We start from the raw sequence: 12865 nt of genomic DNA on the forward strand, positions 1-12865 counted from the left end.
CAAGGTATTTATGTGTCTGCCGCCATCCTTAATGATGGCGACGGAAGATAAACCAGTAAGTCAGCCCAACCATGACGCCACCACCAATGATATTACCGATGGTGACGGGAATGAGGTTGTGCAGGACGAAGTTGGACACGGTCAGGTCGGCAAAGGTCGCCGGATCCTGGCCGATGGCCTGCCAGAATTCCGGGCTCGCGACGCTGTGGATGGCGATACCGACCGGGATCATAAACATGTTTGCAATGCTGTGCTCAAAACCGGAGGCCACGAACATGGCGACGGGGAGCAGCATCACCATCACCTTGTCGGTGGCGCTGCGGGCGCCGAAGGCCATCCACACGGCGAGACACACCATGAGGTTGCAGAGGATGCCAAGGGCCACGGCCTCGAAGAAGGTGTGATGGATCTTGTGCTGGGCCACTTTCATGGCGTTCAGCCCCCACTGACCATCCGCTGCCGTGTATTCCGCCGACATGATGATGAGGCCGACGATGATGAGACCGCCGATGAGGTTGCCGAAGTAGACCAGTCCCCAGTTCTTGAGCAGCTGGGCCCAGCTGATGCGATTGGCCGCCTTGGCTACCAGGGTGAGGGTAGTGGAGGTGAACAGTTCGGCGCCGAGCAGGACGCAGAGGATGAGACCGAGGGAGAAGCAGATGCCGCCCACCAGCTTGGACATGCCCCAGGCCATGCCGCTTGAGCCCGTGGTGACGGTGATATAGAAGACGAAGGCGATGGCGATGAAGGCGCCAGCAGTGATGGCCAGGGGAATGACCTTGTATGCGGGCTTGGTGGCCTTGGCATAGGTAATGTCTTCGGCCAGGGCGGCGATGGCTTCGGGCTTCAGACAATCAAAGGGAGATTCTGCTTTCAATTCTCAGTACCTGCATATTTTGCCTGTGGAAATCATAACAAAGGGGCTGATCCCCAAAATTGACTCCGATCAAGAATTACAGATTGTGAATGTAATTTTACTACAGGATTTTTCGCCATCCGGAAGCGTTTCTTTACACCAGGTTTCAGGTGAAACAGAAATGAGTCTGTTATTAATTTTATGATTTTTAAGAACTTATAAAGGGCGCCCTGAAAAACGTACCGGCAAGGCACCTGTGCAGCCGCACTGCACCATGAGTGCCAAATTAACAACCCCCTAAGAGGTATTTTTTGTCTTTTATTTCATCTTTGTGGCACGGCCAGCCAAAGCGTAGACCATAAAACAGAAGGGGCCATAAGGCCCCTTCGTCACGCTAGCATATCAGTTCCAGGTATGGATTCGTTTGGCTTTTTGCAATTTCTCGTAAGCGGCCAGCAGTTTCTGGTGCAGCGGGAACTGGGAGAGGGAGAGATCGGCGGCTTCCAGACCGTGGAAGCGCGCCTCGCCGCGGGCGTTGGCCCACGCCTGTGCCAGGGTCTCTTCCCCGAACATGCGGGCGAACACCGGGCGGTACTGCTCGGGGTCGCGTTCCTCGTCGAGGAAAAGCTCGACGCAGGCGCGCAGGGCGCGGTAGTAAGCAGCGCGATCCGCCGGGAACACCGACTGGTTGAACTCCATGGTCCAGTCGATGAGGTCGAGGGCGCTCTCCAGGTCGCCAGCGGCCAGCGCCAGCATGGCTTTGAGCTCACCGACGCGCAGGGTGTGCAGGGCAGTGCCCTTGGCGGCGGCGATGCCGAGCAGCTCGCGCACCCGGGTCCGCTCGTCGTGCCCCTCTTCATCCAGCTGGTCGAACAGGGCCATGTACTGCTCTGCGTCCCACTCGAGCGCCGGCAGCGCCAGGATGGTCTCCCGCAGGTGGGCCCCCATGGTGTTGTTGGCCAGCAGCAGATCTTCCACCGGATAGATGTCGGACATGCCGGGCACCAGGATACGGCAGGCGTAGACACCCAGATGCTCGTAGTCGGCGATGTAGACCGGCTGCTCCAGCTCGTGGAAGATGCCGATCAGGTGGTCGAACTCCTCTTGCGAGGTGCCACGGAAGTCCCAGTCGGCAAACTCGAAGTCGGACTCTTCCTTGAACAGATCCCAGCTGATGAGGCCGGAGGAGTCGATGAAGTGGGTCTCCAGGTTGTGGTGATCCGCCACCTGCTCGTTGTCGAACGACGGCGGCACGAAGACGTCCAGATCCTTGAGGCTGCGCCCTTGCAGCAGTTCGGTGACGGTACGCTCGAAGGCGACCTCGAAGCGCGGGTGGGCGCCGAAGGAGGCAAAGCAGGTGCCATTGCTCGGGTTGAGCAGCACCACGCAGATGACCGGATAACGGCCGCCGAGGGAGGCATCGAAGCTGTAGATGGGGAAGCCTTCGGCCTCCAGTGCATCGATGGACGCCTTGATGCCCGGGTAACGGGCGATGACCTCGCCCGGGATCTGGGGCAGGCTGATGGCCTCGGCGATGATCTTGTTCTTCACGTGGCGCTCGAACACCTCCGACAACCCCTGGGTGCGGGCCTCGGTGCGGGTGTTGCCGGCACTCATGCCGTTGGAAACATACAGGTTGCCGACGATGTTCATCGGGATATAGACGGTCTGGTGGTCGGACTGGCGCTCGAAGGGCAGGGCGACGATGCCGCGCTCCTCGTTGCCGGATTGCAGGTCCACCAGCATGTCGGCGGTCACTTCACCGTCCGGGTTGTAGAACTTGCGGGTGAAGGAGTCGAGCAGACCGGCGGGCAGCTGATCCCCCTCGATGGGGAACCACTTCTCGTTCGGGTAGTGGACGAAGTCGCCATTGGCGACCTGCTCGCCCAGGTAGAAGTCGGCGAAGAAGTAGTTGGTGGAGAGACGCTCGAAATACTCGCCAAGGGCGGAGGCGAGCGCCGCCTTCTTGCTGGCACCCTTGCCGTTGGTGAAGCAGAGAGCGCACTCCTTGTCCCGGATGTGCACGGACCAGACGTTGGGCACGGGGTTGAGCCAGGAGGCCTCTTCGATATCAAACCCCAGGGCTTGCAGCTTGGTCTGGAAGCGTTCGATGGAATCTTCCAGCGCTGCGTCCTTGCCGGGAATAAAAGTGTGGTCGGTCATCACAATGTCCTGATTTTATGGGCTCATGTTTGGACGCAGATAATAGCATGAGTGACGGGGAAAGCGGCCAGGGCAATGGTGTGGGCTTGCCCAGGTCTGCATTGGATGGGCGGGGTGTGGTAGTGGGGCCGGACGGTGCGCTGCGGGGCGGCGATTTTTCATGGGAAAGAGGGTTGGGTCATCAGTTTTACTTAACATAATTAAGATAAAGTAAATTTTATTATGACCCTGTGCCCTTCATCATGGCGTCAACCGTTGGCGGGGGAAGGAAAAGAGGGGAACGCCCGTGCCCGTTCCGCCACCCCGTCTTGATGAGCCTTGACCAGGAGTGCTGAATGTTCCCGATGATCCCCCGTATCGACCCCGAGATAGCCAGGTTGGCGCCGGGTTTTTGTGCCCTCAGCATCGTGGTGGAAGCCGCCCCCGTGATTGACACTCTGGTGGGGGAGCGGGCCCTGGCCCGGGCATGTGCGGCCCTTGGCACCGACGAGGCCCCCTGGGCCCTTGAACATCTGGCCGCCTGGGATCAGGTGTTCAAGGGGTTTGGCGCCAAGCCTGCCCGCACGCCCTGCTCGGCCCAGGCACTGCGCAAGCGGGTGCTGCGCGATGGCGTCTTGCCCGCCATCGATCCTGTGGTGGATCTCTACAACGCCATCAGCATCGAGTATGCCATTCCCGTGGGCGGGGAGGATCTGGCGGCCTATGTGGGAGCGCCGCGCCTGGTGATTGCCGATGGCAGCGAATGCTTTGACACCCCTCAAAGAAGGGCTGCCAATCCAGGAGGCACCGGCTCCCGGAGAGGTGGTGTGGCGGGACGATCTCGGCGTCACCTGTCGCCGCTGGAACTGGCGCCAGGGGATCCGCACTCGCCTGAGCCTCTCTTCCCCCCGGATGTGGTTCATTCTGGAGTGTCTGCCGCCGATGCCGCGCACGGCCTTGTGGGAGGCCGGCGACAGGCTGATTGCCGGTCTCACGCAGATGATGCCTGGGGCCCGCATCGAGCAGACGCTGGTGGAGTGATTGAAGGAGCAGACGAAAAGATAAAAGGAGGCGCCCCATGCTCGCCCGGGCGGTCATGGGGCGGATCTTGCTCGCCATCACGCGCCATGCCACGTCTGTGCCACCCGCCTTTCCCCACCGCCTGCGAACACATCAGCAAGCAGAGGAACGCAGCAACACGCCGGGCCGACATCGCCCCCTGGAGCTTGCCACGTCGGGGCCGGTGTACCCGGCCCTTTCAGCGCGCCTAACCGATGAATTTCAGACCCAGGATCCCGCCGATGATCAGCAGCAGGCAGAGCACCCGGGCGAGGGTGGCCGGTTCGTTGAACAGCCAGATCCCCATCAGCACGGTGCCGACCGCGCCGATACCGGTCCAGACCGCATAGGCGGTGCCAAGGGGCAGCTGTTTGACCGCCATGGCGAGCAGCAGCACGCTCACGGCCATGGCACTCAGGGTCAGCAGGGTGGGGAGGGGACGGCTGAAACCGTCGGTGTACTTGAGGCCAATGGCCCAGGCGACCTCGAACAGGCCGGCCAACAGCAGGAGCAACCACGACATAAGGCAGATTCCGCAGGAAGCAGGGTCGTCCCTGCGTATCAGGAGGCCTCGGGGCCGTCCCCGAGGGGCAGCGGGGCTGCCGGTCGGTCTCAATGATGCCCCAACTGGAGGCAGGATGCCAACCGGCTGCCCGCAGGTCGGCCAGGCCGACGGATATTGCAGCGAATGGCACAGAATATTGCGCAATTCGACTTGCGCCCGCCGTCACAATCCGTAATGTGGACAGACGCATTTTTTGCAACTCATATATTGTGAATCCCTTGTAAACGGCTGGCGCCAAGGCAGGGGTCACGGGTACCACACACGATTTCTATAAGCAGCTATCCAGGGTAGGACATTATGAAAAAAGTAGGTTTGGTCGGTTGGCGTGGCATGGTGGGTTCGGTCTTGATGAGCCGGATGCAGGAAGAGAAGGATTTTGCCCGCATTCAACCCACCTTCTTCACCACCTCCCAGGCCGGTGAGGCCGCCCCCAATTTTGGTGTCGATGCCGGCACCTTGCAGGACGCCTTCGATCTCGAGGCGCTGGCCGCGCAGGACGTCATCATCACCGCCCAGGGCGGCGACTACACCAAGGATGTTTATCCGCGTCTGAAAGCCGCCGGCTGGCAGGGCTACTGGATTGACGCCGCCTCCTTCCTGCGCATGGAGAAGGACGCTGTCATCATCCTGGATCCGGTCAACGGCGACGTCATCGAACACGCCCTGAACAACGGCATCAAGACCTTCGTTGGCGGCAACTGCACCGTCAGCCTGATGCTGCTGGCCCTGGGTGGCCTGTTCAAGGCCGATCTGGTGGAGTGGGTGAGCGTGGCCACCTATCAGGCGGCCTCCGGTGGTGGTGCCCGCCACATGCGCGAGCTGGTCACCCAGATGGGCATGCTGCGGGATGAAGTGGCGGTGGAGCTGGCGGATCCCGCCTCCGCCATCCTCGACATCGAGCGCAAGATCACCGAGAAGACCCGCTCCGGCACCCTGCCGGTGGACAATTTCGGCGTACCGCTGGCCGGTGGCCTCATTCCCTGGATCGACACCAAGCTCGACAACGGCCAGAGCCGTGAAGAGTGGAAGGGCCAGGCCGAGACCAACAAGATCCTGGGTATCGAAAACGCCGCCATTCCGGTGGATGGTCTGTGCGTGCGGATCGGGGCCCTGCGCTGCCACAGCCAGGCCTTCACCATCAAGCTGAAAAAAGATGTGCCCTTGGCCGAGATCGAAGCCCTGCTGGCCGCCCACAACGACTGGGTCAAGGTGATCCCGAATGATCGCGACATCACCGCCCGCGAGCTGACCCCGGCTGCCGTCACCGGCACCCTCAGCATCCCGGTGGGTCGTCTGCGCAAGCTCAATATGGGTCCGGAGTACCTGGCCGCCTTTACCGTGGGTGACCAGCTGCTGTGGGGCGCCGCCGAGCCGCTGCGTCGCATGCTGAACATCCTGCTGGCCCGCTGAGGTAGCTGCAGCAGGGAACAGGGAAGGCCTGGCCTTTCTTGTTCCCCTCTTCGTGCCTGTCCATAAAAAAGCGGCATCCCTTGGGATGCCGCTTTTTAATTTATCCAGTTTGACTCTTAGATGTTCTGTGCTTCGTTTGGCACGATGACAGAGGCATGATTTCCTTTCGGCCCCTGCTGCAGTTCAAAGTTGACTGCCTGACCTGCTTTCAAGGTCTTGTAACCTTCCATTTGAATCGTGGAGTAGTGAGCGAAGATGTCTTCACCACCGCCTTCCGGACAGATAAACCCAAATCCTTTTGCGTTGTTGAACCACTTGACTGTTCCGGTTGCCATACATCTACATCCTTTTATTGATTACCCTGAAGTCGTTGAGTAACCTGCGCCAGCCTTATATAACTAGGGCATGACCCCGTAGCAGACGGGCGCCGATTAGCAAGTAACCAATCTAGTCCAACTTTTAAGCGAGTCAAGAAGTTGTTAACAACCGATGTGATCTGGTTAACAAGTCTATTGACAATCTTGAGCGACACGGTAGTAATCTAGAGGTACCAAAGCGCAACTATGAGCAAGCAGAAAGAACTCTTTGCTAATGAAGAGATTGCAGAGGCAGAGAAAACGAAGCTGCAACCGCCACCCATGTACAAGGTCGTCCTGAACAACGACGACTACACACCGATGGAGTTCGTGGTGGAGGTGCTGCAAAGGTTCTTTGGTATGGATCTGGAGAAGGCCACTCAGGTGATGCTGAGCGTGCATTATAGTGGTAAGGGAGTCTGCGGCACATTTACCGCTGAGATTGCCGAGACCAAAGTGGTCCAGGTCAACACCTATTCACGTAACAACGAACATCCACTGCTATGTACCATGGAAAAGGCTTGAATCTGATGACTTGATGGCGATAACGACACCGCATTGTTGCTGTACTGAGGGGAGGTGCCTATGTTGAACAAAGATCTAGAAAAGACGCTGAACGAGGCTTTCAAGCTGGCCCGTGACGAGCGCCACGAATTCATGACCGTCGAGCACCTGTTGTTGGCCCTGCTGGATAACAGCTCAGCCCATGAGGCGCTGAGTTCATGTGGTGCGGATGTGGAACAAATGCGCAAAGAGATCCGCGCCTTCATCAATCAAACGACCCCGCTCATCCCCCGTGACGACGAAGACAGGGAAACCCAGCCGACACTGGGCTTCCAGCGCGTGCTGCAACGTGCCGTCTTCCATGTCCAGTCGTCCGGCAATACCGAGGTGAGCGGTGCCAATGTCCTGGTTGCCATCTTCAGCGAACAAGAGTCCCAGGCCGCCTATTTCCTGAAAAAAGCCGAAATAAGCCGCCTGGATGTGGTGAACTTCCTGTCCCACGGGGTGCGCAAGGACAGCAAGCCCGAGAGTGGTGGCAACAATGCGGAATCTGATGACGAGGTATCCTCTGCCCAGATAGAAAGCTTTGCCACCAATCTCAACCAGCTGGTGCTGGAGGGGCGCATCGATCCGCTCATCGGCCGTGATCAGGAGCTCAATCGCACCATTCAGGTATTGTGCCGCCGCCGCAAGAACAACCCCTTGCTGGTCGGGGAAGCCGGTGTGGGCAAGACCGCCATCGCCGAAGGGCTTGCCTACCGTATCGTCAAGGGGGATGTGCCCGAGGTGATTGCGGGTAGCACCATCTACTCCCTGGACATGGGCTCCCTGCTGGCGGGCACCAAGTATCGAGGTGACTTCGAGAAGCGCCTCAAGGTGCTGCTCAAGCAGATCGAACGTCAGGAGGGGGCCATCCTCTTCATCGACGAAATCCACACCATCATTGGCGCTGGTGCGGCTTCCGGTGGCCAGCTGGATGCGGCCAACCTCATCAAGCCGCTGCTCTCCAATGGTCTGCTGCGCTGCGTGGGCTCCACCACCTACCAGGAATATGCCCAGATCTTCGAGAAGGACAGGGCTCTGGCTCGTCGCTTCCAGAAGATCGACATCGTCGAACCCACAGTAGACGACACCACTCGCATTCTGATGGGACTCAAGAGCCGTTATGAGTCTCACCATGGCGTGCGTTATACCGTCAAGGCGATCCGGGCGGCGGTGGAGCTTTCCGCCAAGTACATCAATGATCGCCATCTGCCTGACAAGGCCATCGACGTCATCGACGAAGCGGGTGCAGGGCAACGCCTCTTGCCCGTCAGCAAGCGCAAGAAGGTGATCAATGTGCCGGAAATCGAGGCCATTGTTGCCAAGATTGCTCGTATTCCCGAGAAATCTGTCTCCTCCTCCGACAAGGAGGTGCTGAAGAATCTGGAGCGCAATCTCAAGATGGTGGTGTTCGGGCAGGACAAGGCCATCGAGGTGCTGACCGATGCCATTCGGTTGTCACGTTCAGGGCTTGGCAACGAACGCCGACCTGTGGGCTGCTTCCTGTTTGCCGGCCCGACCGGGGTGGGCAAGACCGAAGTGACCCAGCAACTGGGCAAGGCGCTCGGGGTCGAGGTATTGCGATTTGATATGTCGGAATACATGGAACGCCATACCGTGTCCCGGTTGATCGGGGCTCCTCCCGGTTACGTGGGATTCGAACAGGGAGGGCTGTTGACCGACTCCGTCCTCAAGCATCCGCACTCCGTCGTGCTGCTTGACGAGATCGAGAAGGCGCACCCGGATGTCTTCAACTTGCTGCTGCAGGTGATGGACAACGGTACCCTGACGGACAACAACGGGCGCAAGGCAGATTTTCGCAATGTGATCCTGGTGATGACCACCAACGCAGGGGTTCAGGAGACCCAGCGCAAGTCCATCGGCTTCCAGCAGCAGGACATGAGCCATGATGCCATGGCGGTGATCAACAAGACGTTCAGTCCGGAGTTCCGCAACCGGCTCGATCACACCATCTGGTTCAACCATCTCGACATGGGAGTGATCCATCAGGTGGTCGACAAGTTCATCGTCGAGCTGCAGGTTCAGCTGGATGCCAAGGGCGTTTCACTGGAGGTGTCTGAAGAGGCGCGCCACTGGTTGGCAGAGAAAGGGTATGACAGGGCAATGGGAGCAAGACCCATGGGCCGGGTCATTCAGGAGCACCTCAAGAAGCCCCTGGCCAACGAGATCCTGTTCGGTTCCCTGGTCGATGGCGGCATTGTGAAGGTCGAGCTGGTGAACAACAGCCTCAGCTTTGATTTTCAGGTCAACGTTGAAGCTGTCTCTCACTGACTGTGAGCAAGGCCGGAAATGACAAAAAACCCCAACCGAGAGGCTGGGGTTTTTTGCTGAATTCCTGGCTTAGCGAGAGCGGAAAACAATACGTCCCTTGGAGAGATCGTACGGAGTCAGAGCCACCGTTACTTTGTCCCCAGTCAGGATACGGATGTAGTTTTTGCGCATCTTGCCGGAAATATGAGCGATAACCACGTGACCATTTTCCAGTTCCACACGGAACATGGTATTGGGCAAGGTTTCGAGAATGGTACCCTGCATCTCAATACTGTCTTCTTTAGCCATTGAATCCTCTTGATAAGCCACAACAAAAAACCGCTGGATCATGCCGGATTTAAGGCTATGTGTAAAGTTTACTCGGGCTTGGTGTCGATTTTTTTCCATTCGCCCTGTACCAGCAGCTCATGGGGCAGGTATTGGCGCTTGTAATTCATCTTGCGGCACTCCTCCACCAGATACCCCAGATAGAGCCACTGACGACCGGTACGTCTGGCCAGTTCCAACTGGCTCAGGATGGCGAAGGTGCCGAGCGACCGATCGGCATAGTCGGGGTCGAAGAAGGTGTACATGGCGCTCAGAGAGTGGGGAAGCAGGTCCGTGGTGGCCACGCCGATGAGGCGTCCCTCCTTGCGCATCTCCAGATAGAGGGGGGGCATCCAGTCGCAGTGCAGGAATCCCTTGTATTGGGTCCGGCTCGGTGGATACATGCTGCCATCCCGATGACGTTCACGGATATAGCGTTCATAGAGCTGGTAATACTCGGGCTTGTCGTCATAGCTCAGTACGAGTTCGAGATCTCGGTTCAACTGGCGGATGCGTTTCTGCCCACGGCTCGGGGTGAAGCGTTCACTGTGTATGCGCAAGGATTGGCAGGCGCTGCAGGCGGGGCAGTGAGGACGATAGATGTCGTTGCCACTGCGCCGGAATCCTGCCGTCAGCAGCCGTTCGTACCCGGCGGCGTTGAGCAATTCATGGTCCATCAGGACCAGCAACTGCTCCTGCTCGTGACCGAGGTAGCTGCACGGGTGCCTGGGGGTCAGCCCGACCTTGAGGATCACTTCTTCACTCATAGGCTGATTCTCCTCGGTTGCCAGCATCCCTCTTGCAACGGTTGCCGGGTCAGGGTGGCCAGGGTGGTCAGAAAGCGCTGCCTTGGCCACTCCTGAACGCCCAGTGTGGCCAGAAAGTCGTTTTGCATCTGGCAGTCGATGAGGGCACCGCCGTGCCCTGCAAAGTGGCGACAGAGGGCCACCATGGCCAGTTTGGCGCCATTGTCGATGCGGCTGAACATGGATTCACCACAAAAGAGTCGGCCCAGGGAGAGGCCATAGAGACCTGCCTGCAACTGATCATCCTGCCAGATCTCGATGGAGTGGGCATGACCGAGGCGATGAAGGCGCCGATAGGCGTCGATCATGGGGGCACTTATCCAGGTGCCGCTGGCGGTGCGACGGGGGGCGGCGCAGGCTGCAATGACGTCATCAAAGGCGCGATTGATGTAAATCTCGAAGGGGGTGCGGCGCAAACACTTCTGCAGGCTGCGGCCGATGTGGAGTTCCTCGGGCACGATGACTCCCCTGGGATCCGGTGACCACCACAGCAGTGGCTGATGGGGTTCATTCCACGGAAAGATCCCGCTGTGGTAAGCTGCCAGCAATCGAGTGGGGGAGAGATCTCCCCCAATCGCGAGCAGCCCGTTGGGCTCTTCCAGCGCATGGCTGGGGGAGGGAAACCAGCACAGCTCATCATCCAGTTCGGTAAGATAGCGAGACATAAGGCAGAGGTTCATAGATGAAGGCCATTATCCTGATAGTATCCAGCTTGCTTGGCTTTGTCACGGCACCGGCCTGGAGTGCGGTGTATGAACGCAACACGGCGCGTCCGGTGGAGCAGGTGGTCTTCGGCCAGGTGGATGCGGTGCGCAACATCACCCAGCGCCAGATGGTGGAATCAGAGCATTCCGGCTGGAAAACTCTGGGAGGGGCCGTGCTTGGCGGGCTGCTCGGCAACCAGTTTGGCGGTGGGCACGGGCGGGAGATTGCCACTGCGGTCGGGGCACTGGCGGGAGCGGCGGCGGTGCAGCAGTTTCAGTCAGGGGGCAGCGTGGTGGAGAACAAGCTGGTGGAGCTGCTGATCCGCAACGAGCAGAATGGGCTCATCAACGTGATCCAGGATTACGATCCGGCCATGGTCTTTGCGCAGGGCGACAAGGTACGCATCCTCTATTTCAACGATGGAGTGCGGGTCGACAAGACCTATTGAACGGTGAAGAAGGGATTGACCCGGCGGCCGCCACACAAGGGGCGCCGGGCGGTACTACACGGAGTGTCTCTGCTGATGCTTGCTCAGACGTCCTGACAGACTATCTTGTCTCGCCCGGTATTCTTTGCCTGATACAACTGGCGATCTGCCTCGCTCAGCGCCTCGTCCATGGAGAGCCGCCCGACATTGATGACGCCGAAACTGGCGCGTACAAAGAGCGATATCTCCCGGGACAGCGGTTGCTGGCGCATTTGCAGACGAAGCCCTTCCAGCCGCTTGAGCAGCACGGGAACGGGGCAGTGTGGCACCATCAGGGCAAATTCTTCACCACCGAATCGGGCTATCATGGCATCCGGGAAGAACTGGGTGAGCAGCCTGGCCAGATGACAGAGCAGCTGATCGCCGATGGCGTGCCCCCAGTGATCATTGACCTGCTTGAAGTGATCCACATCGAGCACGCACAGGGAGAGCTGCGCCTGATGGCGCTGATGCTCCTCGAACCACTTTTGACCCTCGTTGAACCAGTAGCGTCTGTTGTAAAGTCCGGTCAGGTAGTCTCGGTTGGCCGATTCCTGGATGTTGTTGAACTGCTCAAGGGCCTCCAGGTTGTGGCTGACCCGGCACTGCAGCTCCTCGGGTTCAAAGGGCTGATTGAGAAAATCATTCGCCCCTTGCTTGAGGTAGCGTGCCGAGAGGCCGTGTTTGTCCGATACCGAGATGCCGATGATGGCGAGCTGCTGCTTGCTGTAGCGCTCGCGCAGCATTCGCACCAGGCTGATGCCGTCGATCTCCGGCATATAGTAGTCCACCAGCATCAGGCGAATGGCGGGGTGCTGCTCGAGCTGCGCCAGCGCATCGCGGGCAGAATTGGCCTCGTGCACCTGCAACAACTGCTTGCGCAACTGGGCCGCGGTACGGTGACGGGAGGTGCGTGAATCGTCGACCACCAAGACTTCGATGGCCTGGTTGAGGTAGAGGCGGTGCACCAGACCGACAGCATATTGCAGGGAGTGACGTGAATCCTTCATCACGTAGTCCAGCACCCCGGCCTCCAGCCAGGCTTCCCGCTTCTCTTCGCTGATGTCGGCCGTCAGGATCACCACCGGCAGCCCACGCTCCCTCAGCACGTTGACAGCCTCTCCGCCGGGGGCGTCCGGCAGGGTGAGATCCACCAGGGCGACCACATAATCTTCCCCATGGCAATCGCGAGCCCCTTCAAGGGTATCGAACGCGTCGATTTCCAGCCCGGTCTGCTGCGCAATGGCCTGGGTCAGCATGCGGCGTACCGTCAGGCTGTCTTCCACTATCATTATTTTTCGTTTCATCCTGCTCCTTGCAATAAAAAAGGGCATGCCAACTGGCATGCCCTTTATA

Annotated in this window: 13 protein-coding genes; 5 read left to right on the forward strand and 8 right to left on the reverse strand. The window is 59.0% G+C overall.

The features are described 5' to 3' along the window. Positions 1 to 28: 28 nt before the first annotated feature. Positions 29 to 877 carry a formate transporter FocA gene (gene focA, locus C2U47_RS19885; RefSeq protein ID WP_010674505.1) on the reverse strand — a complete coding sequence of 283 codons (849 nt, stop codon included), beginning with the start codon at positions 875 to 877 and terminating at the stop codon, positions 29 to 31. A gap of 381 nt (positions 878 to 1258) precedes the next feature. After that, complete coding sequence (ycaO, locus tag C2U47_RS19890) at positions 1259 to 3019, reverse strand: 30S ribosomal protein S12 methylthiotransferase accessory factor YcaO (protein ID WP_010674506.1); 1761 nt, start codon at positions 3017 to 3019, stop codon at positions 1259 to 1261. A gap of 335 nt (positions 3020 to 3354) precedes the next feature. Here ycaO and C2U47_RS19895 point away from each other — a divergent pair, with 335 nt between their 5' ends. Next, positions 3355 to 4269 carry a B3/B4 domain-containing protein gene (locus C2U47_RS19895; RefSeq protein ID WP_233735836.1) on the forward strand — a complete coding sequence of 305 codons (915 nt, stop codon included), beginning with the start codon at positions 3355 to 3357 and terminating at the stop codon, positions 4267 to 4269. On the opposite strand, the gene sugE is transcribed toward C2U47_RS19895, so the two are convergent. Beyond that, a complete protein-coding gene (gene sugE / locus C2U47_RS19900) occupies positions 4266 to 4580 on the reverse strand; it encodes a quaternary ammonium compound efflux SMR transporter SugE (RefSeq protein ID WP_103261878.1) in 315 nt (104 codons plus the stop codon). The genes C2U47_RS19895 and sugE overlap by 4 nt on opposite strands. 339 nt (positions 4581 to 4919) lie before the next feature. Here sugE and asd point away from each other — a divergent pair, with 339 nt between their 5' ends. Beyond that, positions 4920 to 6032 (forward strand): aspartate-semialdehyde dehydrogenase, encoded by a 1113-nt coding sequence (gene asd / locus C2U47_RS19905; protein WP_010674509.1) that lies wholly within the window; start codon positions 4920 to 4922, stop codon positions 6030 to 6032. Positions 6033 to 6148: 116 nt separating this feature from the next. On the opposite strand, the gene cspD is transcribed toward asd, so the two are convergent. Next, positions 6149 to 6367: a cold shock-like protein CspD gene (gene cspD / locus C2U47_RS19910; protein ID WP_010674510.1), complete on the reverse strand. Its 219-nt coding sequence runs from the start codon at positions 6365 to 6367 to the stop codon at positions 6149 to 6151. 228 nt (positions 6368 to 6595) lie between these two features. Between cspD and clpS the strand changes: the two genes are divergently transcribed. Beyond that, positions 6596 to 6913, forward strand: a complete 318-nt coding sequence (gene clpS / locus C2U47_RS19915; RefSeq protein WP_005325410.1) for an ATP-dependent Clp protease adapter ClpS — start codon at positions 6596 to 6598, stop codon at positions 6911 to 6913. A gap of 60 nt (positions 6914 to 6973) precedes the next feature. Further along, positions 6974 to 9226, forward strand: a complete 2253-nt coding sequence (gene clpA / locus C2U47_RS19920; protein WP_103261879.1) for an ATP-dependent Clp protease ATP-binding subunit ClpA — start codon at positions 6974 to 6976, stop codon at positions 9224 to 9226. Between the two features lie 69 nt (positions 9227 to 9295). On the opposite strand, the gene infA is transcribed toward clpA, so the two are convergent. The 3 genes from infA to aat form a co-directional block, all read right to left on the reverse strand. After that, positions 9296 to 9514, reverse strand: a complete 219-nt coding sequence (infA, locus tag C2U47_RS19925; RefSeq protein ID WP_005300033.1) for a translation initiation factor IF-1 — start codon at positions 9512 to 9514, stop codon at positions 9296 to 9298. A gap of 68 nt (positions 9515 to 9582) precedes the next feature. Beyond that, complete coding sequence (locus C2U47_RS19930; RefSeq protein WP_010674512.1) at positions 9583 to 10299, reverse strand: arginyltransferase; 717 nt, start codon at positions 10297 to 10299, stop codon at positions 9583 to 9585. Continuing rightward, positions 10296 to 11003 (reverse strand): leucyl/phenylalanyl-tRNA--protein transferase, encoded by a 708-nt coding sequence (aat, locus tag C2U47_RS19935; protein ID WP_029314435.1) that lies wholly within the window; start codon positions 11001 to 11003, stop codon positions 10296 to 10298. Before aat ends, C2U47_RS19930 begins: the two co-directional genes overlap by 4 nt. A 17-nt stretch (positions 11004 to 11020) precedes the next feature. Between aat and C2U47_RS19940 the strand changes: the two genes are divergently transcribed. Continuing rightward, a complete protein-coding gene (locus C2U47_RS19940) occupies positions 11021 to 11491 on the forward strand; it encodes a glycine zipper 2TM domain-containing protein (RefSeq protein WP_010674514.1) in 471 nt (156 codons plus the stop codon). A gap of 83 nt (positions 11492 to 11574) precedes the next feature. Here the strand turns inward: C2U47_RS19940 and C2U47_RS19945 are convergent, their stop codons facing one another. After that, complete coding sequence (locus C2U47_RS19945) at positions 11575 to 12816, reverse strand: diguanylate cyclase (protein ID WP_029314438.1); 1242 nt, start codon at positions 12814 to 12816, stop codon at positions 11575 to 11577. Positions 12817 to 12865: the final 49 nt, after the last annotated feature.

Origin of the sequence: Aeromonas sp. ASNIH7 (assembly GCF_002903485.1) — a bacterium.
In the GTDB taxonomy this organism is placed as follows: domain Bacteria; phylum Pseudomonadota; class Gammaproteobacteria; order Enterobacterales; family Aeromonadaceae; genus Aeromonas; species Aeromonas caviae.

Coding starts and splice junctions, on each gene's coding strand:
- C2U47_RS19945 (WP_029314438.1), bottom strand. CDS start 12,816: ATGAAACGAAAAATAATGATAGTGGAAGACAGCCTGACGGTACGCCGC.
- infA (WP_005300033.1), bottom strand. CDS start 9,514: ATGGCTAAAGAAGACAGTATTGAGATGCAGGGTACCATTCTCGAAACC.
- asd (WP_010674509.1), top strand. CDS start 4,920: ATGAAAAAAGTAGGTTTGGTCGGTTGGCGTGGCATGGTGGGTTCGGTC.
- aat (WP_029314435.1), bottom strand. CDS start 11,003: ATGTCTCGCTATCTTACCGAACTGGATGATGAGCTGTGCTGGTTTCCC.
- C2U47_RS19940 (WP_010674514.1), top strand. CDS start 11,021: ATGAAGGCCATTATCCTGATAGTATCCAGCTTGCTTGGCTTTGTCACG.
- C2U47_RS19895 (WP_233735836.1), top strand. CDS start 3,355: ATGTTCCCGATGATCCCCCGTATCGACCCCGAGATAGCCAGGTTGGCG.
- C2U47_RS19930 (WP_010674512.1), bottom strand. CDS start 10,299: ATGAGTGAAGAAGTGATCCTCAAGGTCGGGCTGACCCCCAGGCACCCG.
- cspD (WP_010674510.1), bottom strand. CDS start 6,367: ATGGCAACCGGAACAGTCAAGTGGTTCAACAACGCAAAAGGATTTGGG.
- clpS (WP_005325410.1), top strand. CDS start 6,596: ATGAGCAAGCAGAAAGAACTCTTTGCTAATGAAGAGATTGCAGAGGCA.
- sugE (WP_103261878.1), bottom strand. CDS start 4,580: ATGTCGTGGTTGCTCCTGCTGTTGGCCGGCCTGTTCGAGGTCGCCTGG.
- ycaO (WP_010674506.1), bottom strand. CDS start 3,019: ATGACCGACCACACTTTTATTCCCGGCAAGGACGCAGCGCTGGAAGAT.
- clpA (WP_103261879.1), top strand. CDS start 6,974: ATGTTGAACAAAGATCTAGAAAAGACGCTGAACGAGGCTTTCAAGCTG.